27 protein-coding genes are annotated in these 25,647 nt (G+C 72.7%); 13 read left to right on the top strand and 14 right to left on the bottom strand.

Translation table 11 applies throughout. The annotated features are described in order from the left end of the window. The first annotated feature begins 29 nt into the window (after positions 1 to 29). Both WFK95_RS23695 and WFK95_RS23690 read left to right on the top strand, forming a co-directional pair. Positions 30 to 992 carry a class I SAM-dependent methyltransferase gene (locus WFK95_RS23695; RefSeq protein ID WP_336672176.1) on the top strand — a complete coding sequence of 321 codons (963 nt, stop codon included), beginning with the start codon at positions 30 to 32 and terminating at the stop codon, positions 990 to 992. A 15-nt stretch (positions 993 to 1,007) separates the two neighbouring features. After that, positions 1,008 to 2,162: a class I SAM-dependent methyltransferase gene (locus WFK95_RS23690; protein ID WP_336672172.1), complete on the top strand. Its 1,155-nt coding sequence runs from the start codon at positions 1,008 to 1,010 to the stop codon at positions 2,160 to 2,162. On the opposite strand, the gene WFK95_RS23685 is transcribed toward WFK95_RS23690, so the two are convergent. Both WFK95_RS23685 and WFK95_RS23680 read right to left on the bottom strand, forming a co-directional pair. Further along, the gene (locus WFK95_RS23685; protein WP_224648410.1) at positions 2,163 to 2,342 is read right to left on the bottom strand and encodes a hypothetical protein; all 180 of its coding nucleotides are present in this window, start codon (positions 2,340 to 2,342) and stop codon (positions 2,163 to 2,165) included. It lies immediately after the preceding gene. Next, a complete protein-coding gene (locus WFK95_RS23680; protein ID WP_224648408.1) occupies positions 2,339 to 2,728 on the bottom strand; it encodes a hypothetical protein in 390 nt (129 codons plus the stop codon). The genes WFK95_RS23685 and WFK95_RS23680 overlap by 4 nt, the downstream gene beginning before the upstream one ends. Between WFK95_RS23680 and WFK95_RS23675 the strand changes: the two genes are divergently transcribed. The 4 genes from WFK95_RS23675 to WFK95_RS23660 all read left to right on the top strand — a co-directional run bounded on the left by WFK95_RS23675 (position 2,718) and on the right by WFK95_RS23660 (position 8,314). Beyond that, entirely contained in the window at positions 2,718 to 3,878 is a 1,161-nt protein-coding gene (locus WFK95_RS23675; protein ID WP_336672171.1) for a pyridoxal phosphate-dependent aminotransferase, read from the top strand. The two genes, WFK95_RS23680 and WFK95_RS23675, sit on opposite strands and share 11 nt — an antisense overlap. Positions 3,879 to 3,913: 35 nt before the next feature. Further along, complete coding sequence (locus WFK95_RS23670; protein WP_336672170.1) at positions 3,914 to 5,524, top strand: sigma-54-dependent Fis family transcriptional regulator; 1,611 nt, start codon at positions 3,914 to 3,916, stop codon at positions 5,522 to 5,524. Positions 5,525 to 5,690: 166 nt separating this feature from the next. Then, positions 5,691 to 7,187, top strand: a complete 1,497-nt coding sequence (locus WFK95_RS23665) for an aldehyde dehydrogenase family protein (protein WP_336672169.1) — start codon at positions 5,691 to 5,693, stop codon at positions 7,185 to 7,187. Positions 7,188 to 7,204: 17 nt separating this feature from the next. Further along, a complete protein-coding gene (locus WFK95_RS23660) occupies positions 7,205 to 8,314 on the top strand; it encodes an NDMA-dependent alcohol dehydrogenase (RefSeq protein ID WP_224648399.1) in 1,110 nt (369 codons plus the stop codon). Positions 8,315 to 8,378: 64 nt separating this feature from the next. Here the strand turns inward: WFK95_RS23660 and WFK95_RS23655 are convergent, their stop codons facing one another. Next, positions 8,379 to 9,329: an alpha/beta hydrolase gene (locus tag WFK95_RS23655; protein WP_336672168.1), complete on the bottom strand. Its 951-nt coding sequence runs from the start codon at positions 9,327 to 9,329 to the stop codon at positions 8,379 to 8,381. Between the two features lie 96 nt (positions 9,330 to 9,425). Between WFK95_RS23655 and WFK95_RS23650 the strand changes: the two genes are divergently transcribed. Beyond that, positions 9,426 to 9,998 (top strand): TetR/AcrR family transcriptional regulator, encoded by a 573-nt coding sequence (locus WFK95_RS23650; protein ID WP_336672167.1) that lies wholly within the window; start codon positions 9,426 to 9,428, stop codon positions 9,996 to 9,998. Here the strand turns inward: WFK95_RS23650 and map are convergent. The 7 genes from map to mhpA form a co-directional block, all read right to left on the bottom strand. Next, positions 9,982 to 10,749, bottom strand: coding sequence for a type I methionyl aminopeptidase (map, locus tag WFK95_RS23645; protein ID WP_336672166.1), 768 nt, complete (start codon positions 10,747 to 10,749; stop codon positions 9,982 to 9,984). The genes WFK95_RS23650 and map overlap by 17 nt on opposite strands. Positions 10,750 to 10,768: 19 nt before the next feature. Next, positions 10,769 to 11,035 (bottom strand): helix-turn-helix domain-containing protein, encoded by a 267-nt coding sequence (locus WFK95_RS23640; RefSeq protein WP_336672165.1) that lies wholly within the window; start codon positions 11,033 to 11,035, stop codon positions 10,769 to 10,771. Positions 11,036 to 11,052: 17 nt separating this feature from the next. Next, entirely contained in the window at positions 11,053 to 12,015 is a 963-nt protein-coding gene (locus WFK95_RS23635) for an acyl-CoA thioesterase (RefSeq protein ID WP_336672164.1), read from the bottom strand. A gap of 155 nt (positions 12,016 to 12,170) precedes the next feature. Beyond that, complete coding sequence (locus WFK95_RS23630) at positions 12,171 to 13,070, bottom strand: dioxygenase family protein (protein ID WP_336672163.1); 900 nt, start codon at positions 13,068 to 13,070, stop codon at positions 12,171 to 12,173. Positions 13,071 to 13,080: 10 nt separating this feature from the next. Further along, positions 13,081 to 14,136 carry a maleylacetate reductase gene (locus tag WFK95_RS23625; protein ID WP_336672162.1) on the bottom strand — a complete coding sequence of 352 codons (1,056 nt, stop codon included), beginning with the start codon at positions 14,134 to 14,136 and terminating at the stop codon, positions 13,081 to 13,083. Continuing rightward, the gene (locus WFK95_RS23620; RefSeq protein WP_224648382.1) at positions 14,133 to 15,185 is read right to left on the bottom strand and encodes an alpha/beta hydrolase; all 1,053 of its coding nucleotides are present in this window, start codon (positions 15,183 to 15,185) and stop codon (positions 14,133 to 14,135) included. The genes WFK95_RS23625 and WFK95_RS23620 overlap by 4 nt, the downstream gene beginning before the upstream one ends. Beyond that, positions 15,182 to 16,786, bottom strand: coding sequence for a bifunctional 3-(3-hydroxy-phenyl)propionate/3-hydroxycinnamic acid hydroxylase MhpA (gene mhpA / locus WFK95_RS23615; RefSeq protein WP_336672161.1), 1,605 nt, complete (start codon positions 16,784 to 16,786; stop codon positions 15,182 to 15,184). The genes WFK95_RS23620 and mhpA overlap by 4 nt, the downstream gene beginning before the upstream one ends. A gap of 212 nt (positions 16,787 to 16,998) precedes the next feature. Between mhpA and WFK95_RS23610 the strand changes: the two genes are divergently transcribed. Beyond that, positions 16,999 to 18,033: a helix-turn-helix transcriptional regulator gene (locus WFK95_RS23610; RefSeq protein WP_336672160.1), complete on the top strand. Its 1,035-nt coding sequence runs from the start codon at positions 16,999 to 17,001 to the stop codon at positions 18,031 to 18,033. Here the strand turns inward: WFK95_RS23610 and WFK95_RS23605 are convergent. Next, a complete protein-coding gene (locus tag WFK95_RS23605; RefSeq protein WP_336672159.1) occupies positions 18,030 to 18,923 on the bottom strand; it encodes a LysR substrate-binding domain-containing protein in 894 nt (297 codons plus the stop codon). The two genes, WFK95_RS23610 and WFK95_RS23605, sit on opposite strands and share 4 nt — an antisense overlap. 71 nt (positions 18,924 to 18,994) lie before the next feature. Here WFK95_RS23605 and WFK95_RS23600 point away from each other — a divergent pair, with 71 nt between their 5' ends. The 3 genes from WFK95_RS23600 to WFK95_RS23590 are packed head-to-tail and all read left to right on the top strand — an operon-like array spanning position 18,995 to position 21,518. Then, positions 18,995 to 20,191 (top strand): thiolase family protein, encoded by a 1,197-nt coding sequence (locus tag WFK95_RS23600; RefSeq protein WP_336672158.1) that lies wholly within the window; start codon positions 18,995 to 18,997, stop codon positions 20,189 to 20,191. Continuing rightward, entirely contained in the window at positions 20,188 to 20,883 is a 696-nt protein-coding gene (locus WFK95_RS23595; protein WP_224648360.1) for a 3-oxoacid CoA-transferase subunit A, read from the top strand. Before WFK95_RS23600 ends, WFK95_RS23595 begins: the two co-directional genes overlap by 4 nt. Beyond that, a complete protein-coding gene (locus tag WFK95_RS23590) occupies positions 20,880 to 21,518 on the top strand; it encodes a 3-oxoacid CoA-transferase subunit B (RefSeq protein ID WP_336672157.1) in 639 nt (212 codons plus the stop codon). The genes WFK95_RS23595 and WFK95_RS23590 overlap by 4 nt, the downstream gene beginning before the upstream one ends. 71 nt (positions 21,519 to 21,589) lie before the next feature. Here the strand turns inward: WFK95_RS23590 and WFK95_RS23585 are convergent, their stop codons facing one another. After that, positions 21,590 to 22,921: a hypothetical protein gene (locus WFK95_RS23585; RefSeq protein ID WP_336672156.1), complete on the bottom strand. Its 1,332-nt coding sequence runs from the start codon at positions 22,919 to 22,921 to the stop codon at positions 21,590 to 21,592. A 98-nt stretch (positions 22,922 to 23,019) separates the two neighbouring features. On the opposite strand from WFK95_RS23585, the gene WFK95_RS23580 reads away from it, so the two are divergent. Beyond that, complete coding sequence (locus WFK95_RS23580; protein WP_224648353.1) at positions 23,020 to 23,775, top strand: acyltransferase; 756 nt, start codon at positions 23,020 to 23,022, stop codon at positions 23,773 to 23,775. Here WFK95_RS23580 and WFK95_RS23575 read toward each other — a convergent pair. Continuing rightward, complete coding sequence (locus WFK95_RS23575) at positions 23,772 to 24,140, bottom strand: MerR family transcriptional regulator (RefSeq protein WP_224648351.1); 369 nt, start codon at positions 24,138 to 24,140, stop codon at positions 23,772 to 23,774. The two genes, WFK95_RS23580 and WFK95_RS23575, sit on opposite strands and share 4 nt — an antisense overlap. Positions 24,141 to 24,185: 45 nt before the next feature. Here WFK95_RS23575 and WFK95_RS23570 point away from each other — a divergent pair, with 45 nt between their 5' ends. Beyond that, positions 24,186 to 25,046: an SDR family oxidoreductase gene (locus WFK95_RS23570; RefSeq protein ID WP_224648349.1), complete on the top strand. Its 861-nt coding sequence runs from the start codon at positions 24,186 to 24,188 to the stop codon at positions 25,044 to 25,046. 3 nt (positions 25,047 to 25,049) lie between these two features. Here the strand turns inward: WFK95_RS23570 and WFK95_RS23565 are convergent, their stop codons facing one another. Next, complete coding sequence (locus tag WFK95_RS23565; RefSeq protein ID WP_336672155.1) at positions 25,050 to 25,577, bottom strand: GNAT family N-acetyltransferase; 528 nt, start codon at positions 25,575 to 25,577, stop codon at positions 25,050 to 25,052. Between the last annotated feature and the right edge of the window lie 70 nt (positions 25,578 to 25,647).

Raw genomic sequence — 25,647 nt, 5'->3', positions numbered from 1 at the left:
GGCGGGAACAATCTTCTCGAAAGGCCTTCATGACCGACCAGCAGCCGGCCCCCAACCCGCACGCCACGGCGGACGAGGTTGAGGCCGCATTCTCCGATACGAAGCTCGCCCAGGTGCTCTACCACGACTGGGAAGCCGAGACGTACGACGAGAAGTGGCACATCAGCTTCGACGAGCGGTGCATCGACTACGCCCGCGACCGCTTCGAGGCCGCCACCGGCGGGGAGAACGAGAAGCCCTACGGCCGCGCCCTGGAGCTGGGCTGCGGCACCGGCTTCTTCCTGCTCAACCTCATGTCCGCGGGGGTCGCGGAGACCGGCTCGGTCACCGACCTCTCGCCGGGCATGGTGAAGGTCGCGCTGCGCAACGGCGAGGCCCTGGGCCACACCGTCGACGGGCGCGTCGCGGACGCGGAGACGATCCCGTACGAGGACAACACCTTCGACCTGGTCGTCGGCCACGCCGTGCTGCACCACATCCCCGACGTGGAGCAGTCGCTGCGCGAGGTCCTGCGCGTGCTCAAGCCCGGCGGCCGGTTCGTCTTCGCGGGCGAGCCCACCACCATCGGCGACTTCTACGCCCGGTGGCTCGGACGGATCACCTGGGGCATCACCACCAACGCGACGAAGCTCCCCTTCCTCGCGGACTGGCGCCGCCCGCAGGCCGAGCTCGACGAGTCCTCGCGCGCCGCGGCGCTCGAGGCCGTCGTCGACATCCACACCTTCGACCCCGACGAGATGGAGGCCATGGCGGCCTGCGCCGGCGCCGTCGAGGTCGAGGCCACCACCGACGAGTTCACCGCCGCCTTCCTCGGCTGGCCCGTGCGCACCTTCGAGGCGGCCGTGCCGCCGTCGAAGCTCGGCTTCGGCTGGGCCGGGTTCGCCTTCGGCGGCTGGAAGAAGCTCTCCGCGCTCGACGAGGCCGTGATGCGCCGCGTCGTGCCGCGCAAGTTCTTCTACAACCTGGCCATCACGGGCACCAAGCCCGAGTAGTCCGGGCACGCCGGGTTGGACGGGGCCGATCTCGCCTATCTCCGCACGGCCGACGGCGCCGCCGCCGTCGCCGCGGCGGACCGGCTCGCGTTGACCGACCGCACCCTCCTCTCGGACGTGGGGACGGTGCGTGGCATCGCCGGTCCGCACGCCCCCGCCGTCATCGAGCAGGTGCGGGCCCGCCGCCGCGCGGCCGCCAAGCTCGGCGACGTCGACGGCTGGTTGCTCACCGACGAGGCGGTGCAGCAGGCCACCCCGTCGGCGGTCGCGGAGCACCGCGCCCGCCGCCTGGCGTGGCTCTCGGTGCACGACGTCACCTGCTCGATCGGCGCGGAGCTGCGGGCACTGGTGCAGGTCTGCCCGCGGGTCGTCGGCAGCGACCTGGACCCGCTGCGCGCGCGGATGGCCGCGCACAACGTGCCCCGCGCGCTGGTCTACGTGGCCGACGCGCTCACCCCCACGTCCACCGCCGACGTCGTCATCGCCGACCCCGCGCGCCGGGCGGGCGGGCGGCGCATCGTCGATCCCGAACAGATGTCGCCCGCGCTCTCGGCCCTGCGCGCCGCGTACGCCGGACGCTCGCTGGCGGTGAAGACGGCGCCCGGCATCGACTACGACGGCCTGCGGCGGGGCGGCTTCGACGGGGAGGTCGAGATCGTCTCGCTCGACGGCGGCGTCCGGGAGGCCTGCCTGTGGTCGGGCCCCGTCGCCGTCCCCGGGCTCACCCGGGCGACGGTGCTGCGCACGTCGGGTTCCCGCGGCTACGAGGTCTTCTCCACCGACCCGCACGACGTGGACCCGGAGCCGGCGGGGAAGTACCTCGTCGAGCCCGACGGTGCCGTGATCCGCGCCGGCTTGGTGCGGCACTACGCCGCGCGCCACGGGCTGTGGCAGATCGACCCGCACATCGCCTACCTCAGCGGCGACGCCGTGCCCGCGGGGGAGCGTGGGTTCGAGATCCTCGAGGAGATGAAGTTCTCCGAGAAGGCGCTGCGCGCGGAGCTGCGGCGGCGCGACGTGGGGTCGGTGGAGATCCTGACGCGCGGCGCAGGCGTGGATCCGGATGCGCTGCGGAAGAAGCTGAAACTGGCGGGCTCGTTGCCCATGACGGTGGTGATCACCCGCATCGGCCGCGAGGTCGTCGCCTACCTGACCCGCCCGACGCGGTGATCAGGCGGTCTTCGCGTTCTCGCGCGCTTCCTCGTCGAGCACCCGCTGCACGGCCGCGCTGATGGGTCGGCCCGTCTCCTCGCTGATGTCGCGGACGATGTGCGCGGCGTGCTGCAGCGCTCGCTTCCGCCAGAACTCGTCGCGCGCGCTTCGCCGTGGCGCTTCGGCTCGCTCGGTCATGGACGTTCTCCTTCGGCCTGCTCGTCCTCATTCTTGCTGGTGACCCACTCGTCGGCAAGTGACCGGAGCATCTCCCGGTCTTCCTGTGTTGCTATCTCCGACTCCTTCAGTCGGCCGATCACTGCCCATCCGAACGACATGCGGTCACTGTCGTCGCTGAGGACCTGATCGAACGACCAGCTGACTCGCCGCCACCACTCCGCCCGACGGTCCGCCTCGACCTTCTGTCGCCACGACACCAGTACGCCAATCGCCGCGAACATCCCGACCGCCAACGTGACCCACGCCTGTGCCGGCATCGCATCGCCCCCTCTTCCATTGGACGCGTCAGCGGCTCCGACGGTTCCCGCGGCGGCCGGATCCGCGGATGACACCATGGAGCGCATGCACGAATCCCGCCGCTCCGATGTCGAGATGTTCCACGTCATGGACGTGCTGGCCGCGGCGGCGCGGCGCCGGGAGACCCACGGCGACGTGATCTCGCTGGCCGCGGGCCAGCCCAGTGCGGGTGCGCCGAAGCCGGTGCTCGCCGCCGCGCACGCGGCGCTGGACGCCGGGCCGCTGGGCTACACCGAGTCGATGGGCATCGCGCCGCTGCGGGAGACCATCGCCGCGCACTACGGCCGCGCGTACGGCCTCGACGTCCCGCCCGAGGCGGTGGCCGTGACCACCGGCTCGTCGGGCGCGTTCACGCTGATCTTCCTCGCCGCCTTCGACGCGGGCGACACCGTCGTCATGGCCCGGCCCGGCTACCCCGCCTACCGGAACACGCTGACGGCGCTGGGCTGCGAGGTCGTGGAGCTGGACTGCGGCGCCGACACCCGCTACCAGCCGACGGTCGCGATGCTGGAAGCGCTCGACACGCCGCCCAAGGGACTCATCGTCGCGAGCCCGGCGAACCCGACCGGGACGATCCTGGCACCGTCGGAACTCGTGGCCCTGGCGCGCTGGTGCGAGGCGCACGGCACGCTGCTCATCTCCGACGAGATCTACCACGGCGTGAGCTACGGCCGGCCCACGTCGTGCGCGTGGGAGACGTCCCGCGAGCAGGTGGTCATGGGCTCGGTGTCGAAGTACTTCGCCATGACCGGCTGGCGGCTCGGCTGGATGCTGCTGCCCGAGTACCTGCGGCGGCCCGTCGAGCGGCTCACCGCGAACATGACCATCTGCCCGCCCGCCATCAGCCAGTACGCGGCGGTCGCCGCGTTCTCCGACGAGGCGCGGGTCGAGCTGGACGCGCACGTCGCAGGGTACGCGCGCAACCGCGAGGTGGTCCTCGCCGGACTGCGGGAGCTGGGCGTCACGGAGGTCGCGCCGCCGGACGGCGCCTTCTACGCCTACGCCGACATCGGCCACCTCACCGACGACTCCCTCGCCTGGTGCGCGCGGGTGCTCGACGAGACCGGCGTCGCGATCACGCCCGGCCTGGACTTCGACACCGTGCGCGGCCGGCGGACCATCCGCCTCAGTTTCGCCGGCGCGACCGCCGAGATCGAGGAGGCGCTGCACCGCCTGCGGCCCGTGTTCCGACACTGAGTGTCATATCCGGTGATCCATGTCACACTGGGGCGGTGGAGACCTTCCCGCACCGCCCGGTGATCGCGGCCTCGTGGCTGCGGTCGGACCGCGCGGGCCTGCGCCCCGACGCGCATCCCGACCCCGAGATCGGCGCCATCGAGGCCGCCGACGCCCTGCTCGACGCCGCCCGGCCGGTGCTGGCCCGGGCCGCCACCGCGCTCAGCGGGTCGAACACCGCGCTCCTGCTGGTGGACCACCGCTCCCGGCTCGTCTCCCGGGTGACGGCCGACCTGACCCTGGAGCGCCGCCTCGAGGGCCTGGGCGCCATCGCAGGTGCGGGATTCGGCGAGGAGGAGATGGGCACGACGGCACTGGGCACGCCGCTCGAGGTCCGGGGCGACGTGGCGATCAACGGCGCCGAGCACTACCTCGAGCAGTTCCGCACGCTGAGCTGCTTCGGGCGCCCGATCATCCATCCGGCGACGCGGCGCCTCGCCGGCGTCATCTGCATGGCGGAGATCGCGGACCGGATCAACCCGTTGTCGATCCCGCTGGTGCGCGGCCTGGTCGACGACATCTCGGGCCGGCTGCTCGACCGCTCCCATGCCTCGCACCGCGCGGTCATCGCCGCCTATCAGCGGCTGGCGCGACGCCGGGACGTCGCCGTGGCCGCGATCGGCGACGACCTGCAGCTCACCAATGCCGCCGCCGCGCAGCTGCTCGCGCCCGGCGACTTCGGCACGCTGCGGCTGTTGCTCGCCGACGGCGCGCCGCGCACGGCCGTGCTCACGCTCGTCTCGGGCGTCGTCGCCGACGTCGTGGTCAGCAGGCCCGACGGTGCGCCGCACGCCGCGGTCTTCCGGCTTCGACCGCGCCCCGGCGGGCCTTCCGCGCCGGTCATCGCCCCGCGGCCCGTGACCGCGCCGACCGTCGCCGTCAGCGGCGAGCCCGGCACCGGCCGGAGCACGCGCGCCCTGACCTGCGTCGCCGAGGACGCGCACACCGTCCTCGACGTGGCCGGCGCGATCCTCGCCGGGCGCGAGCCGGACGTTCCGGCGGTGCTGCGCGCGTGTCGGGAGGCGGGCCGCGGCCTCGTCGTCGACGGCGCGGACCTGCTCGACGAGCGCTCGGCGAGGCTGCTGCACGCGGCCGTCGCGAACCCGGCGGCGGGCCCCGCGGTCTCGATCGTGGTGGTGACGGGGCCGGCCGAGTCGCTCTCGCCCGCCGTCGGCGCGCTGGTCGCCTGCTGCCGGCGGCGGATCGTGCTGCCGCCGCTGCGGGAGCGGACCACCGAGATCGCCTCCCTCGGCCAGGGGCTCGTGGCCGCGGTGGACCCGCACCTCGAGCTCGGCGCCGACGCCGCGGACGCCCTGCTGTCGCAGGATTGGCCGGGCAACCTCGCGGAGCTGTCGATGGTGCTCACGGAGGCGGCGGACGCCGTCCTCGCGCGGGGCGGGCGCACCGTCACCGCCGAGGACCTGCCGGCCGAGTACCGCGGCTCGACCCGTGCGGCCCGGCTGCGGGGGATGGAGCAGGCGGAGCGCCAGGCGATCCTCGCCGCGCTCGCGTCCGCCGACGGCAACAAGAGCCGCGCCGCCGCGGAACTCGGCATCAGCCGCACCACCCTGTACGCCCGCATCCGGGCGCTCGGCATCCGGGGCTGACCGGACCGTTTCGGCTGGTGAGGAAGGGTGCGCGGCCCGGCGCCGCCCGGTGACCGTCCACCCGGAGTGTCCAGTTTCCGAACACGGCCGCCCGCTCGCTCCGTGCGAGAACTGTAGGTGACGCCACGTGGCGTGCATCACACCCACGGTTCGCAAGGAGAATCCGATGACCACCATCGCCGTGCCCGATCTGCTTCCCGCCGTCGCCGATTTCGTCTCCCGGGATCGGAGGATGCTGATCGGCGGGCAGTGGGTCGACGCCCTGTCCGGCCGCACCTTCGACACCCACGACCCGGCGACCGGGCAGGTGATCACCCGGGTCGCGCACGGCGAGGCCCCCGACATCGACCGCGCCGTCGCCGCCGCCCGCGCCGCCTACGAGGGACCGTGGTCGCGGATGAAGCCGAACGAGCGGGAGCGCCTGATCTGGAAGGTCGGCGACATCCTCTCCGAGCGCGCCGAGATCTTCGGTCAGCTCGAGGCACTCGACAACGGCAAGTCGGTCGCCATCGCCACCGGCGTCGACGTGGGCTGGTCGGCCGACGTCTGGCGCTACAACGCCGGCCTCGTCACCAAGATCCGCGGCGCCGCGGTCACCCCGTCGATGCCCTTCGCGCCCGGCGGCGAGTTCCACGCGTACACCCGCCGAGAGTCGCTCGGCGTGTGCGGCCAGATCGTGCCGTGGAACTTCCCGATCCTCATGGCCACGTGGAAGCTGGCACCCGCGCTCGCCGCCGGGAACACGGTGGTGCTCAAGCCCGCCGAGCAGACCCCGCTCACGGCGCTGATGCTCGGCGAGGTCTTCGAGGAGGCGGGCTTCCCGCCGGGCGTGGTGAACATCGTCCCCGGCTTCGGCGACGCCGGCGCCGCGCTGTCGGGTCACCCCGACGTGGACAAGGTGGCCTTCACCGGCTCCACCGAGGTCGGCAAGAAGATCGTCTCCGCCGCCACCGGCAACCTCAAGAAGGTCTCGCTGGAGCTGGGCGGCAAGAGCCCCAACATCGTCTTCGCGGACGCCGACCTGGAGGCCGCCGTGGCAGGCTCGGTCGCCGCGTGGACCTTCAACCACGGCCAGTGCTGCGTCGCCGGCACCCGGATGTACGTGCAGCGGTCCATCTTCGACGAGTTCACCCAGGCGGTCGCCGACGCCGCGGCCGCCGCCAAGATCGGGCCCGGGCTGGATCCGACCACCGAGCTCGGCCCGCTCGTCTCGCAGGAGCAGTTCGACCGGGTCAACGGGTACATCCAGCAGGGCCTGGCCGACGGTGCGCGGGCGCTGACGGGGGGCAAGCGCTGGGGCGACGAGGGCTACTTCATCGAGCCCACGGTCTTCGTTGACGTCGAGCCCGGCTTCTCCATCGTCGAGGAGGAGATCTTCGGCCCGGTCGTCGCGGCCCTGCCCTTCGACGACGAGGACGACGTGGTGCGCGCCGCCAACGACTCGATCTACGGCCTCGCGGCGGGGATCTGGACCAAGGACGTCTCCAAGGCGCACCGCACCGCCGCGGCCGTCAAGGCCGGATCGGTGTGGGTCAACCAGTACAACGGCTTCGACACGGCGCTGCCCTTCGGCGGCTTCAAGCAGTCCGGCTGGGGCCGCGAGCTCGGCGACTCCGCGATCGACCTCTACACCCAGACCAAGTCCGTCAACATCGCGCTCTGACGCGGAAGGGGAACATCATGAAGACCAAAGCCGCAGTGCTGCTCGAAGCCGGAAAGCCCTTCGAGATCATGGAACTCGAGCTCGACGGCCCCGGTCCCGGCGAGGTGCTCATCAAGTACACCGCCGCCGGCCTGTGCCACTCGGACCTGCATCTGACCGACGGCGACCTCCCGCCGCGGTACCCGATCGTGGGCGGCCACGAGGGCTCCGGGATCATCGAGGAGGTCGGCCCCGGCGTCACGAAGGTCAAGCCCGGCGACCACGTGGTGTGCAGCTTCATCCCGAACTGCGGCACCTGCCGCTACTGTTCCACCGGCCGCCAGAACCTGTGCGACCTCGGCGCCACGATCCTCGAGGGCTCGATGCCCGACGGGACCTTCCGGTTCCACGGCGGCGGGCAGGATTTCGGCGCCATGTGCATGCTCGGCACGTTCGCCGAGCGGGCCACCATCAGCCAGCACTCGGTGGTGAAGATCGACGACTGGCTCCCGCTGGAGACGGCCGTCCTCGTGGGCTGCGGCGTCCCGTCGGGCTGGGGGACCGCGGTCTCGGCCGGCGGCCTGCGCCCCGGCGACACCGCCGTGATCTACGGCATCGGCGGCCTCGGTATCAACGCCGTGCAGGGCGCCGTGTCGGCGGGCTGCAAGTACGTCGTGGTGGTCGATCCGATCGCGCTCAAGCGCGACACGGCGCTGAAGTTCGGTGCGACGCATGCCTTCGCGACCGCGGAGGAGGCGCAGGAGAAGGTGACCGAGCTGACCTGGGGGCAGGGCGCCGACGCCGCGCTGATCCTGGTGGGCACCGTCGACGAGAAGGTGGTCCAGGACGCGACCGCGGCGATCGGCAAGGGCGGCAAGGTGGTGATCACCGGCCTCGCCGACCCGGAGAAGCTCACCGTGCACGTCTCCGGCACCGATCTCACGCTGAACCAGAAGACGATCATGGGCACGCTGTTCGGATCGATGAACCCGCAGTACGACATCGTCCGGCTGCTGCGTCTTTACGATGCGGGGGAGCTCAAGCTCGACGAGCTGATCACCACCCGGTACTCGCTGGAGGACGTGAACCAGGGCTACGCGGACCTGCGCGAGGGCAAGAACATCCGTGGCGTGATCATCCACGACTGACCGAACGCGGGCGACGGCCCCGGGCACGCGCCCGGGGCCGTCGCGGCATGCGGAGGGACTCGACTCAGGCGAGCGCGCGGCGGAACGCGGCGATGGCGAGGTCGAATCCGGCCTGCGCGCCGTGGGTCTCGCGCAAGGCGTTGAGCATCATGAAGTCGTGGATGACGCCGCCCACGCGCACGGCGGTCACCTGGTTGCCGGCTTCGCGGAGCTTCGCCGCGTAGGCCTCCCCGGCGTCGCGCAGCACGTCGGCCTCGGCGGTGATGACGGTGGCGGGCGGCAGGTCCCGCAGCTGCTCGACGGTGGCGTTCAGCGGCGAGGCGAAGATCTCGGCGCGCTGCGCGGGGTCGGTGGTGTACTGGTCCCAGAACCACTGCATGGCGTCGCGGCGCAGGAAGTAGCCCTCGGCGAACTCGCGGTACGAGCCGGTCTCGAAGTCCGCGTCGACCACCGGGTACAGCAGGACCTGCGCGGCCAGCGTCACGTCACCGCGGGCCTTGGCCTGCAGGGCGAGGACGGCCGCCATGTCGCCGCCGACGGAGTCGCCGGAGACCGCGATGCGGGTGCCGTCGAGGTTCTTCTCGGCGCCGGAATTCACCACCCACTGCGCCACGGCGTAGTTCTGCTCGATCGCGATCGGGTAGCGCGCCTCGGGGGAGAGGTCGTACTCGGGGAAGACGACGGCCGCTCCGGTGCCGACGGCGAACTCGCGGACCAGGCGGTCGTGGGTGTGGGCGTTGCCGAAGACCCAGCCCGCGCCGTGGACGTAGAGGATGACGGGCAGGACGCCGGTGGCGCCCTTCGGGCGGACGATGCGGGTTCGGACCTCGCCGGTGGGGCCGCCGGGCACGGTGATCCACTCCTCGTCGACCTCGGGGAAGGTGACGCCCTCGCCGGACTGGACCTCGTCGACGGTCTTCCGGCCCTCGACGGGGCCGAGGTCGAACAGGTAGGGCGGATTCGCGGTGGCGTCGGAGAAGGCCTGGGCGGCGGGCTCGAGGACGGTCTTGCTCATGATCTGCTCCTTGTCGACTTTCGCGGAGAACGAGCGTTCTCACGCTGGGTGCTACAGTAGGGGAACGATCGTTCTCACGTCAAGGGGTCATGCGGAATGGATACGGATCAGCAGCGCGCCGCCGTGCTGGAGGCGGCGGAGAAGCTGTTCTACGGCAAGGGGATCCAGGCCGTCGGCATGGACGAGATCCGCACCGCCGCCGGCGTCTCGCTCAAGGCGATCTACAAGCTCTTCCCCTCGAAGGACGCGCTCGTCGCCGAGGTGCTGACGATCCGCGACCGCCGCTGGACCGACGGGCTGCACAAGTACGTCGACCGGGCGGGCGCGCCGGAGGAACGGGTGCTCGCCGTCTTCGACTGGCTCGACGAGATGTTCGCCGAGAACGACTTCCGCGGCTGCTCGTTCATCAACAGCTACGGCGAGTTGGGTGCGACCTCATCCACGGTCGCCGAGGCCGCTCAGCACAACAAGTCCTGCTACCAGGACGAGCTCGCCGCACTCGTCGCCGAGGCCGGCCTGCCGGAGCGCGTCGCGATCCAGATCGGGCTGCTCACCGAGGGGGCGCTCACCACCGCCGCCATCCTCGGGCCCGACGGCGTCGTCGACGGTGCCCGGGATGCGGCGAGGGTCCTCATCGCCTCGCAGCGAGCGGCTACGCCGAGGCGGTGAGGACGAGCGGACCGTCCTCCGTGATGGCGACGGTGTGCTCGCTGTGTGCGGCGCGGGAGCCGTCCGCGGAGCGCAGGGTCCAGCCGTCCGGATCGAAGATGATCTTCTCGGTGGTGGCGCAGAACCAGGGCTCCAGGGCCAGCGTCGTGCCGGTCTGCAGGAGCATGCCCTTGCGGGCCTTGCCGGTGTTCGGCACGTGCGGGTCCTCGTGCATCGTCCGGCCCAGGCCGTGTCCGCCGAACTGCGTGTTCACCGGGTAGCCGTACTTCTTCGCGACCTCGCCGATGGAGGCCGAGACCGTGCCCAGCTTGGTGCCCGGGCGCATGTGATCGATCGCGGCGTCGAGGGCCTCGCGCGTGGCCAGGATGAGCCGCGTGTCCTCGTCGCGTGCGGTGCCCACGCTCACGCTGCGGGCGGCGTCGGCGACCCAGCCGTCGATCGACACCGCGATGTCAACGGTGAGCAGGTCACCGTCCTCGAAGACGTACTCGTGCGGAAGTCCGTGCAGGCAGGCGTCGTTGACCGACAGGCAGGTCACGTTGCGGAACGGGCCGCTGCCGAAGGACGGCGCGTAGTCCCAGTAGCAGGAGACGGCACCGCGGTCCTCGATCATCTTCCGCGCGCGGTACTCGAGCTCCATGAGGTTCATCCCGGGCTCGGCCATCGTGGTGAGCTCCTCGAGGAGCTCGGCGATGAAGATGCCGGTGGTGCGCATCTTCGCGATCTCGGCGGGGGTCTTGAGCTCCATCATGGTATTAAAATACCACGCGCTAGCCGGTGGGGCTGAACCGCTCCGCGGCCAGGTACTCCGCCGCCAGCCCGTCCAGGGGCTCGCCCAGCACGGCCGCCAGCGCGACGACGGTGCCGAACGCGGGGGTGGCCATCCGGCCGGTCTCGATCTTGCGCAGCGTCTCCGGGGAGATCCCGGCCGCGCGGGCCACCTCGTCGGGCCGGCGATCGCCCCGGGCCGTGCGCAGGCGCGCCCCCAGCCGCCGACCCGCGGCGATCTGTTCGGGGGTGAGGGGCTGCCGGACCATGCGCCCAGCTTAGCCGGTCAGATCGCCACCATCCGGGTCGCGGCCGAGGCGCTGCGGCGGCCGCGGATCGCGATGAGCTCCCGGGCGTGCGCGTCGAGTGCGACGTCGCCCGGCAGCCGCGGCGCCCACGGCCGGACCGCGGTGGCGTCCCCGTCGGCGTCGAGCGCGGCCAGCACGTGCAGCGCGTGCGCCGCCGGCTGGGGCTCGTGCTCGTGCGGCCAGCAGGTGGCGAGGTGTACCGAGACGTGCATGGTCTGCCGCCCCGTGTGCAGCAGCCGCGCCGTCACCTCGATGACCTGCCCGATCTGCACCGGCCGGTAGAAGCGCACGCCGCCCACGTAGACCGTGACGGCCTCGCCGCCGCTCCAGCCCGCCGCGCAGAGGTAGGCGGCGTCGTCCATCCAGCCCATCACCCGGCCGCCGTGCGCCTTGCCGCCCCAGTTGATGTCGGTGGGCGCGGCGAGGAAGCGGGTGGTGCGCCGCTCGGCCTCGCTCGGCAGCGTGTAGTCGGCGCCGTTCATCGCCGCCGCGATCCGCCGCCGCACGTCGGTGCGGGCCTCGGCCTCCTCCGCGGCGCGCACGTCCTCGGCGAGGACGGGCTGCCACTGGCGCACCGGCGTCGGCTTCCCGGCCTCGTCGACCGCGACGAAGACGAGCAGGCACGTGCTCGCGACGGTGAACGTGCCCACCCGCGGATCGGCCGAGGCGACCTCGCACCGGATGTGCATGCTGCTGCGCCCCGTGTAGACCAGCGTGGCCCGCACCTCGACCACGTCGCCCGAGGCGATGTCGCGGCCGAAGCCGATGTTGCCGACGTACGCGGTCACGGAGTAGCCGCCCGACCAGGCGGCGGCGCAGGCGTAGGCGGCCTTGTCGATCCACTCCAGGACGCGGCCGCCGCGGACGCCGCCACCGAGGGTGGCGACGTCGGTGGGTGCGGCCAGGAACCGCAGGGTGATCCGGCGATCGGTGATGGGCATCGGGCTGAGCTCCTTCGCAGAGCGGTGAACGGATCGCACCATGGTGGAGAGGTCCACGAACGCACTCGACACCGGGGGAGCGCGATGAGGAGTCGGTGATCGGGCGGTAACCGCGCGGGGCGTCCGTGCGTAACACCGCGAGGCGGGCGCCGTACCTACCGAGCGGCGGGTTCGCGCGCCAGGACCACGTCGAAGCGCGTCCGCGACCACGCGACGCCGCCCAAGTCGCGGCCCGCCGGCGCCGGGGTGCCCGCCGGCTGCCGGTCGAAGCGCTTGATCAGCGAGTCCTTCACACCGAAGACGCTGTCGCCGACGACGAGCTGCTCGTCGCCCTCGACGAAGATGTGCGTGACCAGCGTCCGGAACCCGGGGGCGGAGACCATGAAGTGCAGGTGCGCCGCGCGCATCGGGGACCGGCCGGTCGCCGCGAGCAGGCGGCCGACGGGGCCGTCGGCCGGGATCGGGTAGGGCGTGGGTCGCAGGCCCCAGAACCCGTACGCCCCGTTCGCGTCGGCCGCGATCCAGGCCCGCGCCGCGGTGCGGTCGTCGCCGTACTGCACGTCGTAGAAGCCGTCCTGGTCCGCCTCCCAGACCTCGATGCGGGCGCCGGGGACCGGCGCACCGTCGGTCCCGGTGACGGTGCCCTCCACCCAGCACGGCTCGCCGACGGCGCCGCCCGCGATGTCCCCGCCGAACGGGATCTCCGGGGCGTCGTCGACGAAGAAGGGCCCGAAGACCGTGGCCTCCGTGGCGTCGCCGTCGAGCTCGTTGTTGACGGTGACGGTCTGCATCGACGCGCCGAGCACGTCGGAGAGCAGGATGAACTCCTGCCGCTTGTCGTCGGTGATGTCGCCGCACGCGGTGAGGAAGGCGATCGCGGCCTCCCACTCCGCCTCGGTGAGCCGGACCTCGCGGACGAGGGCGTGCAGGTGCCGCACGAGCGCGGCGAGCAACTCCTTCAGGCGCGGATCGTCGGTCGCGGCGAAGGATCGCAGGACGCGGTCGGTGAGTGCCTGCTCGGCCGCCGACTGCTCGGGGGTGACGGTGTGGTCCATGGCGAACTCCCTAGACGGTGCCGGGCGCGGCGCCGGACCACGCAGCGGAGAGGATGCGGTGCAGGTCGGCGGCGGTGACCGGGCGCGGATTCCCGGACGGGACGAGGGGCGCGATCGCCTCGACGGCGGGATCGATGTCGTTCTCCGCCATGCCGAGGTCGCGCAGCGGCCGTACCCCGCCGAGCTCGGCGTAGAGGGCCGCGAGGCCCGCGACGGCGTCGTCGGCGCCGAAGGCCTCCGCCAGCCGGGCCTCCGCCTCCGGCGCGCCGGTCGCGTTGAAGGCGAGGACGTGGGGGAGCACCGCGGCGTGCGTCGGCGCGTGGGGGAGGTCGAAAGCGCCGCCGAGGATGTGGCAGATCTTGTGGTGCAGGCCGGATCCCGCCGAGGAGAAGGCCGACGCGGCGAGGTACGCCGCGTACAGCACCCGCTCGCGCCCCGGGAGCCCCGACGGGTCGGCCGAGACGGCCGGCAGACCCTCGCGCAGGGCACGCGCGGACTCGGCGGCGAGCACCCGGTCGATCGGGTCGGCCCGGGGGCCCCACATCGCGTCCACGCAGTGCGCCAGGGCGTTGAGCCCCGACGTCGTGCTGGTGGCGACGGGCAGGCCGAGGGTCAGCTCGGCGTCGTAGACGATCGCGCGCGGCGCCACCCTCGGGTCGACCCCTGTGGTCTTGCGGCCGTCCTCCGTCAGGCCCCACACCGACGTCGCCTCGGACCCCGAGTACGTCGTCGGGACCGCGACGATCGGCAGGGACGAGGTCAGCGCCACCGCCTTCGCGAGGCCGATCGCGGAGCCGCCGCCGAAGCACAGCAACAGGTCCGCCTGTGCGTCGGCGGCGGCGGTGCGGGCGCGGTCCGCGACCTCGATCGGGACGTGCATCGCCACGTCGTGGTGGGCGAGCGCCACCGGCAGGCCCGCGGTGATGGCCGCAGCCCGCTCGGACTCCCGGGGCGTGCAGAGGAGCATGATCCGCTGCGCGCCCGAGGTGACCTCGGCCAGGGCGTCGCCGACGGTGCCGGATCCGAAGCGGACCTGCTGGGCGAGGGTGTCGTGGGTGAACCTCATGCGCGTACCTCCGTGAGTCGCTCGGCGAACCAGTCCGCGGCCACCGCGTTCCGTTCGTCGGCGTGGTTGTAGATGGTGTGTTCCCCGTCGTCCCAGACTCGCAGAGTCGCGTCGTCGGCGCCGTCGAGGAACGGCTGCTGATCGGCGAGGTCCACGAGCGGATCCGCGCCGCCGTGCAGTACGAGCAGCGGACACGCGATCCGGTCGGCCGAAGGATCGAAGCGCAGGCGCGCGAAGTTCGCGGTGACCGCCGCGTCGTCGTCGGTGCCGAGCATCGCGCGCGCCTGCTCCGCGAAGGTCCGGAAGGGGAGCAGCCGCGGCGCGGCGAAGGCGCCGTTGACGCAGCACGCGCCGACCCCGTCGTGGCGGGCGGCGGTGAGCGCCGCGAAGAGGCCGCCGACGCTGTTGCCCCACACGCCGACGGGGCCGTCGGCGCGCGCGAGGTCCACGAACGTCCCGATGGCGGCGGCGACGTCGACGTCGAGGTACACGCTGTGCTGGAGGCGGGAGTCGCCCTGGCCGGGGCCCTCCGCGAGGATCACCGCGAGCCCGCGCGCCAGCAGCGCGTCGGCGTAGCGCAGGTAGGTAGCGCCCCAGCCGCTCTGGCCGCCGAAGACGACGACGGTGCCGCGCGGCGCCGGGGGCCGCAGGTGCCAGCCGGCGAGCCGGCGGCCGCCGAACGCGGGCTCGATCCGCCACATCGGCACGGGGGAGTGCGTCGCCGCAGCGGCGACGGCCCCGTCGAAGCGCGCGTACAGCGCCCGCTTGCGATCGGTGTCGGCGTTGAAGGCCATCTGCGCGAACAGGAAGCACGCGGCGGCGGCCCGGAAGAGCTCGTACGAGGTGACGCTCCGCCCCGCGGCCGCGGCGTCCGCGGCCTGCGCCGCGCGCGCGGCGCCGAGTCGTTCGGCGACCCCGTCCCACGGCTCGCCCGCGTCGGTGCCGGCGCGCAGCGCGAGCACGTCGTCGTAGCGCATGCCCGCGTCGAGCAGGCGCGTGACGCCCATCGCCCGCCAGTGCGCCTCGTTGGCCGCGGTCGCGCCGGTCATCGGGCCACCGCCTCGGGGCGGGCGGCGGCGCGGCGCAGTGCGGCCCCGAGGCCGTCGATCAGCCGCGGGAGATCGTCGAGAGCGCCCGCGCCGTACAGGTGGAAGTCGGGGCGTACGACGATCGTCTCGGTCCCGGTGGCGGCGAAGTACGCCGCGTACGCGCCGCCGGTGTCCTCGACGGAGTGCTCGTGCCCGGGTTCGACGGTCACGATGGTCGCCCCGAGCCCCGCGAGGGAGGCCAGGCGGTCGGCGCCGAGTACGGCGGTCGCGTCCGCCGTCGTGATCACCGCGAATCCCCACGGATGAAGATCGTCGAACCGCCCGGCGCGGTCGCCGCGGCGCACCACGCCCTGGGGCGCGAGGGTTCCCGCGAGGCAGTTGCGGTCGTCGTGGTCGACGACGCCCGCGGTGATCGTCGGGAAGGGCGGCAGCGACGGGACCTCGCCGCGCAGGAACGCGGCGTCGCGCTCCGCGGCCGCAGCCGGATCCTTGAGGTTCGCGACCCGGCCGAGCTCCACGGCGCAGGCCTGAATGACCTCGACGTGGGGCCGGCGCTCCTGCTCGTAGGTGTCGAGGAGGGCCTCGTCCGCCCGGCCGGACAGCACCAGGTCGAGCTTCCAGGCGAGCGTGATCCCGTCGCGCATGCCGGAACACGCGCCCTGCCCCATGTAGGGCGGCATGGTGTGCGCGGCGTCGCCGGCGAGGAAGACGCGGCCCACGCGCCATGCGTCCGCGGTGCGCGCGGAGAAGGTGTAGACGATGTGCCGCAGGATGGTCAGGTCCTCCGGTCCGAGGCCGTGCTGCGCCCGCAGCCACCGCCACGCGAACTCCTCGGTCGCCATCTCGTCGGCGTCGTCCTCGGGGCGGACGGCCACTTCGAACCGCTGGCGGCTCCGGCCGATCGGCATGAACATGTGCGGCTGGACGGGATCGCAGAACTGCCGGGCCACGGCGAACCGATCGCCCAGGGGGCGCGCGCATTCGGTGTCGATGTTGAGCCATCGATCATCGACGTGGAGGTCGGTGAGGCCGACGCCGAGGATGTGCCGGACGGTGCTCGAGGCACCGTCGGCGCCGACCACGTACGACGCGGTGATCACCCGCTCGGGGGCGTCCGCCCACTGCGCGTCGCGGTCGCGCGTGAACGGCCGCACCGCGAGCTCGACGCGGTCCTCGTGCTGCTCCATGCCGACCACGATCGTGCCCTGGAGCACGTCGACGTTCGGGTACGTGCGGTTGCGGTCGTCGATCGCCTGCTCGATGTGGGGCTGGTACATCGAGTAGTGCGCGGCGAAGCCACTGGACTCGCCCGACCAGTCCACCGCGATGAGCAGATCCTCGGCGCCGTTGCGCCACTCGTACACGGACGCGGGGGCCGCGTCGCGGAGCGCGGCGTCCACGTCGCCGGCGGCCTGGATGATGCGGGCCGTCTCGCCGTCGATGTGGGTGAGCCGGGGCATGCCGTACAGGCCGGGCCAGCGCTCGATCACCACGACGCGGTGCCCCGCGCGCGCCAGCATCGACGACAGGACGAGACCCGTCGGGCCGTAGCCGACGACGGCGACGTCGTACTCGGTGGTGCTTCTCGGTTCCGCGTTCACGGGTCTCCTCCAGGGGCTGGACGGTGGGCTGGACTGTGCGATGGGAGGGACCCTACGAAGCTGTGACCGGCGCCACTATCCGCTGTGCGACGCGACCGGCCGATTCGCGTCGCGAGGTGGTGTCGCGGACCGCCGGTGGTGGGGACGGCCGGGTGTAACGTGCTGGTGAGGGCGCCTCCGGGGTGCCCCGCGGAGCTGTGGAGGCGAGTGCGATGTGGGGTGGCGCGGAGGTGGGCGGCGCGACAGCGCCGTCCCCGCTCGGCCGCTTCGGGGGCCTGCGGACCCGCGATGTAGACGCCTTCCGGAGCGCGGCGGGCGGGCTGCTGAGCACCCATTCGATCGTCGTTCCCCGCGGCGACGGTGCGCCGTTCGACGGCGAGGTGCGATCGGCCCGGATCGCCGACCTGGGCATGATCTACCTCGAGCAGGGCGTGCCGGTCGACGTCGACATCCTCGATCGGATCGACTACTACGACCTGATGCTGGCCGTCGGGGGCAGCAACCGGCTCGAGCTCGTCGACGCCGACGGGGGCGCGGTGATCGACGGCGCCGGCGCGGCGCTGCTCTCGCCCAGGATGCGGGCGCGGATGCGGATGGACGGCGCGTACCGCCAACTGCACCTACGGCTCGAGCGCGCGGCCGTGCACGAGCGCCTGGAATCCCTCGTCGGGCGGCCCGTCGGCGGGCCCGTCGTCTTCGATGTCGCGTTGGACCTCGGTGGTCCGGGGATGCGCAGCTGGTCGAACGCGCTGCGCCTGCTGCTGCGCGACCTCGATGACGAGGCCGGGCTCGCCGCCGAGCCGGCGATGTCCCGGCACTGGCGCGACCTCCTGATCACGGGGCTGCTCGTGGCGCAGCCGCACAGCCACTCCGCGCTGGTGCACGAGTCCGGTCCGGACCGGGTGCACCCGAAGGTCTTCCAGCGCGCGCTCGACCACATCGACGCCGGCCTGCGCGGGCCGCTGTCGGTGCCGGACGTCGCCGCGCACGCCGGGGTGGGCGTGCGTTCGCTGCAGCGGTCCTTCCAGGAGCGACTGGAGATCACGCCAAGCGCCTACATCCTCGGGGAGCGGCTCGACCGGGTGCGTGCCGACCTGCTGGACGCGCGCGTCGACCGGACCGTCACGGACACGTCGTACGCGTGGGGGTTCACGCATCCGTCGCGGTTCGCGGCGATGTACCGGCGGCGGTTCGGGGAGTCCCCGTCGCAGACCCGCGAGCGCGCGGCGGGAAGCCCGCCCCGCTAGCCCGCCGTCAGGTCGGCGATGAGGTCCGTGACCCGCTCGAGGTGGCGATCGGTGCGGTCGGCCAGGTGCGCGACGGCGAGCTCGACACCGCCGCCCGCCCCTGCCCCGGCCAGCGGCACGTAGGTGATGCCGTCGAGCCGGAGCGCCGTGATCGGCTCGGGCGCCAGCGCGATGCCGAGCCCCGCCGCGACGAGGGTCCCGAGCGTCGAGGTCTCGCCCACCTCGTGCCGGATCGTGGGGGCCACGCTGCCCTCGCGCAACAGCGCCACGACGCGGTCGTACATGGCGGATCGCCGGCCGGCGCTGTGCACGATGAACGGCTCCCCGGCCAGGTCGGCCACCCGCAGCCGCTTCCGGCGCGCGAGGGCGTGATCGGAGGGCAGCGCGACCACCCATGGCTCGCGCCGCAGGACTCGGACCCGCAGCGACGGGTCGGCGACCGGCGGGCGCAGCAGCGCGATGTCGATCGCGCCGGTGCGCAGGGCCTCGACCTGGTCCGGCACCAGCATCTCGCCGCGAAAGGCGAAGTCGATGCCGGGCAGTTCGTCCGCGAGCCGGCGGGCCAGGGGCGGCAGCAGGCTGTAGGTCGCCGTGCCGACGCAGCCGATGGTCAGGTGCCCGGTGGCGCCGGCGGCCACGCGGCGCGCGTGGTCCGCCGCGTCGTCGACGGAGGACAGAACGGCCCGCGCCCGCTCGAGGTAGGCGCGCCCCGCGTCGGTGAGTTCGACCCGGCGGGTGGTGCGGTGCAGCAGCTCGACGCCCAGATCCTGTTCCAGCTGCCGGATCTGGTGCGAGAGCGGCGGCTGCGCCATGTGCAGGCGCTGCGCCGCGCGGCCGAAGTGGCGCTCCTCGGCGACCGCGACGAAGTACTGCAGCTGGCGCAGATTCATACGACAAGAATATCAATTAGCCATCATTTTGGTACTTCAGTATCTGTATGTCTCGCCCTACGGTCGAAGCCATGGAAGCTTTCGTCTACACCGCCGCACGCACGCCCTTCGGGCGGTTCGCGGGTGCCCTCGCCGCCGTCCGACCCGACGACCTGGCCGCGACCGCGATCCGCGCCGTGCTCGACCGCGCCCCCGGCCTCGGCGCGGGCGCGTCGGTCGACGAGGTGGTCTGGGGCAACGCCAACGGCGCCGGGGAGGACAACCGCAACGTCGGGCGGATGGCCGCGCTGCTCGCCGGGGTCCCGGTCGGCGTCCCCGCGACCACGGTGAACCGCCTGTGCGGCTCCGGCCTCGACGCCGCGATGATGGGCAGCCGCGCGATCGAGACCGGCGATGCCGAGGTCGTGCTCACCGGCGGCGTCGAGTCCATGACCCGTGCGCCCTGGGTACTGCCCAAGAGCGCCAAGCCCTTTCCTGCAGGCGACGTCACCGCGGTGTCGACCACCCTCGGCTGGCGCCTGGTCAACCCGGCGATGCCGCCCGAGTGGACGGTGAGCCTCGGCGAGGCCAACGAGCAACTGGGCGAGAAGTACTCCGTCTCCCGGGAGCGGCAGGACGGCTTCGCGGCGCTGTCGCACCGTCGGGCCCACGCGGCGTGGGAGGAGGGCTTCTACGACGACCTCGTGGTCCCCGTCGGCGGGCTCGAGCGCGACGAGAACGTCCGGCCCGGGTCCACCGCCGAGAAGCTGGGGGCGCTCAAGCCCGCCTTCCGCCCCGACGGGACCATCACCGCGGGCAATGCCAGCCCGCTCAGCGACGGCGCGGCGGCGGTCCTCCTGGGCTCGGGTGCAGCGGCGGAGACGATCGGGCTCGACCCCCTCGCCCGGATCGCGGGCCGCGGCGCCGCGGCGCTGGAGCCGCAGCTGTTCGGGTACGCCCCGGTCGAGGCGGCGAACCGGGCCCTCGCCCGCGCCGGGATCTCCTGGGACGAGGTCGGCGTCGTCGAACTCAACGAGGCCTTCGCGGTGCAGTCGCTGGTGTGCGTCGACGCGTGGGGGATCGACCCCGCGATCGTCAATCCCTACGGCGGCGCCATCGCGCTCGGGCACCCGCTCGGCGCGTCCGGCGGACGACTGCTGGGCACCCTCGCGAAGGCCCTGCGGGCGCGCGGCGAGCGGTACGGCGTCGCGGCCGTCTGCATCGGCGTGGGCCAGGGCCTCGCCGTCGTCCTGGAGAACGTCTCGGAGAACACGGAGGCAAGCGCATGAGCAAGGCAGTGGTGCACGGGAGCGTCGACGACGCCGTCGCGGGCATCGAGGACGGTTCGACGGTCCTGATCGGCGGCTTCGGCCTGGCGGGCATGCCCTTCGACCTCATCGACGCCCTCATCCGGCAGGGCGCGACCGACCTCACCGTGGTCTCCAACAACGCCGGCAACGGCGACGTCGGGGTCGCGGCGCTGCTCGCGGCCGGCCGCGTCCGCAAGGTCGTCTGCTCCTTCCCCCGGCAGAGCGACTCGTACGTCTTCGACGAGCTCTACCGCGCGGGGAAGGTGGACCTCGAGGTCGTCCCGCAGGGCAACCTGGCCGAGCGGATGCGCGCCGCGGGCGCGGGCATCGGCGGCTTCTACTGCCCGACGGCCGTCGGCACGCCGCTCGCCGAGGGCAAGGAGTCCCGCGAGATCGACGGGCGCACGTACCTGCTCGAGTTCCCCATCCGGGGCGACTACGCGCTCATCGCCGCCCACCGGTCCGACCCGTGGGGGAACCTGCTCTACCGCAAGACCGCCCGCAACTTCGGGCCCGTCATGGCGACGGCCGCCGCGACCACGATCGTCCAGGTCGACGAGGTCGTCCCGCTCGGCACGATCGACCCCGAGGCGGTCGTCACGCCGTCCATCTACGTCGACCGGATCGTTCCGGTCGCCGCTCGGCACTACACCGTGGAGGGTGCACGATGACCACGCAGCAGCGCATGACGATGGACCGGCTGGCCGCCCGGATCGCGAGCGACATCCCGCGGGGCGCCTTCGTCAACCTCGGCATCGGCCAGCCCACCAAGGTCGCCGACCACCTGCCGGACGAGCGCGAGGTGGTGCTGCACACCGAGAACGGCATGCTCGGCATGGGGCCCACGGCCACGGGCGACGCCGTCGATCCGGACCTCACCAACGCCGGCAAGGTGCCCGTCACCGAGAAGCCCGGCGCGGCCTACTTCCACCACGCCGACTCCTTCGCCATGATGCGCGGCGGGCACATCGACGTGTGCGTGCTCGGCGCCTACCAGGTCTCCGAGCGCGGCGACCTCGCCAACTGGCACACCGGCCGCGAGGGCGACATCCCCGCCGTCGGCGGCGCGATGGACCTCGCCATCGGGGCGAAGCAGGTCTACGTGATGATGTCGCTGTTCAGCAAGTCCGGCGAGTCCAAGCTCGTCCCGGCCTGCACCTACCCGCTCACCGGCCTCGGCTGCGTCAACCGGGTGTACACCGACGTCGCGGTCTTCGAGACCGGGCCCGACGGTGTCCGCGTGCTCGAGACCTTCGGCACGAGCCTCGACGAGCTCCGGGACCTGCTGCCGGTCACCCTGCTCTGACCGCGTACCGCGGCCCCTCGTACCGCTGACCCGAGCGTCCGGGCACCGTCGTGCGACGGTGCCCGTGCGCGTCAATTCTTGGCGACGCTGTCGCCCGTGCGGCGGCCCGACGTGAACGCGAAGACGGTCCCGTCGTCGCCGACGGTGACCAGCTCGCCGTCGGGCCCGATCGAGACGCCCGAGGCGGACTTCACCGAGTCCGGCAGGTCGAAGGTGCGCAGCGTGGTGCCGGTGTCGGTGCGGAACTCGATGAGCTGCGACTGCACGGCCGCCCACGAGCGGACCACCGCGTAGCCGACGCCGCCGCGGATCTGCGTGGCGGGGGAGACCATCGCGACGTCGGTGCGCTTGAAGGCCTCGCGGACGCTCGTGCCGTCGTCCTTGAGCGCGACGAACGAGGCGCGGTGCAGTCCGGGCGCGGCGGGGATGATCGTCCCGTCGGGCGAGACCGACGGGGGCAGCGTGCTCTGGTACCCGAGGTCGTGCGTCCACTTCGTGGCGCCGGTCTTCGCGTCGAGCGCGGCGAGCTTCTCGCCCCGCAGGTTCACGTACAGCGTCGAGCGGTCCGTCGACAGCGCGGGCGAGCCGATCGCACCGTCGGGCAGGTCCGCGCGCTCCCACGCGTACCGCAGGTCGTGCCGGTCGCCGCCGTTCTTGCCGTAGTCGACCGCCATCACCTTCGACGGTCCGCCCTTCGCCCCGACGACGACGAAGGCGCGCTCGGCCTGCGTGTCGACGGCGGGCGGCCCGGACACCGGGCAGCCGGGGCCGTTGGTCGCGCAGTCCTCGAGGCCGGCGCCGTTGGCGTTCGCCGAGACCTGCGGGAACAGTCCGATCGCGGCACCCGCGGCGTCCCCGTCGTGCGTGTCGACGAGCACCATCTGGCCGAGGTGCGTCACGGCGAGCACGGTGTTGTCGCCGGCGAGCTTGATCCACAGCGGGGTGCCCGCGGTGGGATAGCGCCAGCGCACCTGGTTGTCGGCGTTGAAGCTGTACACCCAGCCGGGGATGCCGAGGTAGGTGTAGTCGAACTGATCCACGACGGGGGCCTGCAGGTCGGCGCCCGCGGCGTCGCGGCGACAGTAGGTCTTGCGGCCGACGGTGAGCTCGAGGTTGAACGTGGTGCAGCCGGTCTCCGTGCGGGCGGTCACCGAGACCACGCCGCGGTTGGAGATCGCGGGCTGCACGGTGTTGGGGCCGACGAGGTCGCGCGTCCAGGCGGGGACGAGGGAGGAGGCGGCGTCCTTCTCCGCGTACGAGTTGTTGCGCGAGTCGCCGTACATGCCGGGCCAGGAGGCGGAGTCGTCGGCGTACACCCAGGTGTTGTCGGGCGTGCAGGAGACCAGCACCGCGGCGGCGGCCACCGTCGCGCCCAGTGTGAGCGCGCGCCTACCCAACCGCATGTGTCTCCCTCGACTATCGACTGCCACGATCGCCCCACAGACTAGCGCGGCGGCGGTACCGGACCGGCGGGGCGCACCCGCCGGATAGGCTCCCCGGCATGACGAGCATGTGGAACGCCCCGTATCGATCGCGGTGGCGGCACGCGCGGCAGGCCGATCAGCAGGCGCGATTCCTCACGCCCGCATCGCTGCGCTGGGTCCTCAAGAACAAGGCGTACACTCCCTGGTACCTGGTGCGGTACTTCCGCCTCCTGAAGTTCCGGGTGGCGAACCCGCACATCGTGCTCAAGGGCATGGTCTTCCTGGGCAAGAACGTCGAGATCCACGCGACGCCCGGCCTCGGCCGGATGGAGATCGGCCGCTGGGTGCACATCGGCGACTCGAACAAGATCCGCTGCCACGAGGGCTCGCTGCGCATCGGCGACAAGTCGGTCTTCGGCCGCGACAACGTGGTCAACTGCTACCTCGACATCGAGTTCGGGCCCGCCTCCCTCGTCGCCGACTGGTGCTACATCTGCGACTTCGACCACAAGATGGACGACATCAACATCCCCATCAAGGACCAGGGCATCGTCAAGGGGCCCGTCCGCATCGGCGGCGACACCTGGGTCGGCACCAAGGTCACCGTCACCCGCAACACCCTCATCGGCCACGGCACCGTGCTCGGCGCGCACGCCGTGGTGCGCGGGGAGATCCCGCCCTACTCGATCGCCGTCGGCTCGCCGGCGCGCGTGGTGAAGAACCGCAAGGACATGTGGGACGCGTCCATCGCCGAGCGCGCCGAGCTCGAGCGCGCGCTCGCCGACATCGAGCGCAAGAAGGCCGAGGCCCGCGGGCTGCCGGGGAACGGCTAGGGCGCGCGGACGAAGGTGGCGCACTCGGGGCAGTCGTCGAGGTAGCGGTGCCGGCAGTCGACGGTGTGCTGCAGGTACGTGATGGCCGCGCGGCGCGCGCGGACCTCGGCCTCGAGGGCCTCGATCTTCGCCACGACGACTGGCTGCGCCGCCGCCTTCGTCGGGGCCATCGCCGCGATCACCTCGGGCAGTGACAGGCCGACGGCGCGCAGCTTGAGCACCGTGCGCGCCTGCTCGACCGCGGCGGCGTCGTAGCGGCGATAGCCGTGGGAGTCGCGCGCGACGATGAGCGCGCCCACGTCCTCCCAGTGCCGCAGGACGTGCGCCTCGACGCCCAGCAGCGCCGCAACTTCACCGATCGTCATCGCGCCCTTGCCTTCAGGTCGACTTGAACCCCTACATTCTCGCCCATGAGTCGCACTTCGAATGGACTGGTCCTGGTGACCGGTGCTGCAGGGAACCTGGGACGGGAGATCGTGGCGCGCCTGCGCGCCGACGGTGCCGCCGTGCGCGGGATGGTCCGGACGCCGCCCGCCAATGCGGTGCACGACCTGGTCATGGGGGACCTCACCGACGGTGCCGAGGTGCGCGCGGCATTGCGCGACGTGGACGCCGTCCTGCTGATGTGGCCCTTCCTCGGCACCGCCCAGTCCGGGCCGGTCGTCGACGCCCTCACGGAGTCCGGGACGCGGGTCGTGTACCTCTCGTCGACCGCGATCGATGCGGCGGCGGACGTCGGTGCGGAGCCCGATCCGATCGCCCGGACGCACGCGGATATGGAGGCGCTCCTCAGCGCGACGGGCGTCCCCGTGACCGTGCTGCGCTCGGACACCCTGGCGTCGAACGCCCGCGGGTGGCGGGCTCAACTCGCGGCCGGCGACGTCGTGCGTGGACCCGCCACGGCGCCGACGGCGGTCGTCGACGAGCGGGACGTGGCCGCCGCCTCGGCCGCGGTGCTCCTCGACCCGCGGGCGGGGGAGTTGCACAGGATCACCGGCCCGCGACCGATCGACCGGGCCGAGCAGGTCGACGCGCTCGGCGCGGTCCTCGGCCGGGCGTTGCGGTTCGAGGCGGTGCCGTACGGCGCCGCCCTGGCGCAGCTCCTCGCCGACGGCCGTCCCCGCGCGTTGGCAGAAGCGGTGGTCGAGGCGGCGCGGTCGCGTCCGGCGTCCCGACTCGTGACGGATGACCTGGCAGCGCTCACCGGGCGGGTGGCCCGGCCGTTCGCGCAGTGGGCGCGCGACCGTCGTGCGGAGTTCGACGCAGGCTAGGAGCTACAGCACGTAGAACGGGCGGGCGTAGCGGAACTGGCCCCGCACGTCCGGGGTGTACGCGCCGAGCGTGCGCACCATGAACGAGTCTCCGGACCACTCCGCGACGTCGGGCTCGATGCCGACCTCGGTGCCGGGGACGAAACCGAAGCGCGGGTAGTAGTCCTTGTGGCCGAGCAGCGCGACGAGCCGCTCGCCGAGGGCGTCGGCGGCGCCGAGCGCGGCGAGGATCAACGCCGAGCCGATGCCCTGGGCCTGCGCCTCGGAGCGCACGCCGAGCGGCCCCGCGGCGAGCACGGGCGTCTCGCCGACGGCGGCGCGGGTGAGGCAGACGTGGCCGATCACGGCGCCCTCGTCGTCCTCGGCGACGAAGGAGAGCTCGTCGATCCAGGCGCCGCTGAGCCGCAGCGCCTCGACCAGAACGACCTCCAGCGGCTCCGTGCGCCCGGGCGGCGTCATGGGGGCGAACGCGCTCCGGTGGACGTCCGCGACCGCGGCGTGATCCTCCGGCGTCTCGTTGCGGATCAGCACGCGTGCTGCTTCCCGTGGTCCATGGGAAGGAGGTCTAACAAACGCGCTGTCATGAATCGACCGTGCCACA

The organism is Tsukamurella sp. USMM236 (assembly GCF_037148755.1).
In the GTDB taxonomy this organism is placed as follows: Bacteria; Actinomycetota; Actinomycetes; order Mycobacteriales; family Mycobacteriaceae; genus Tsukamurella.
Note: the sequence above shows the minus strand (reverse complement) of the source record. Positions and strands in the feature narration are given on the sequence as shown.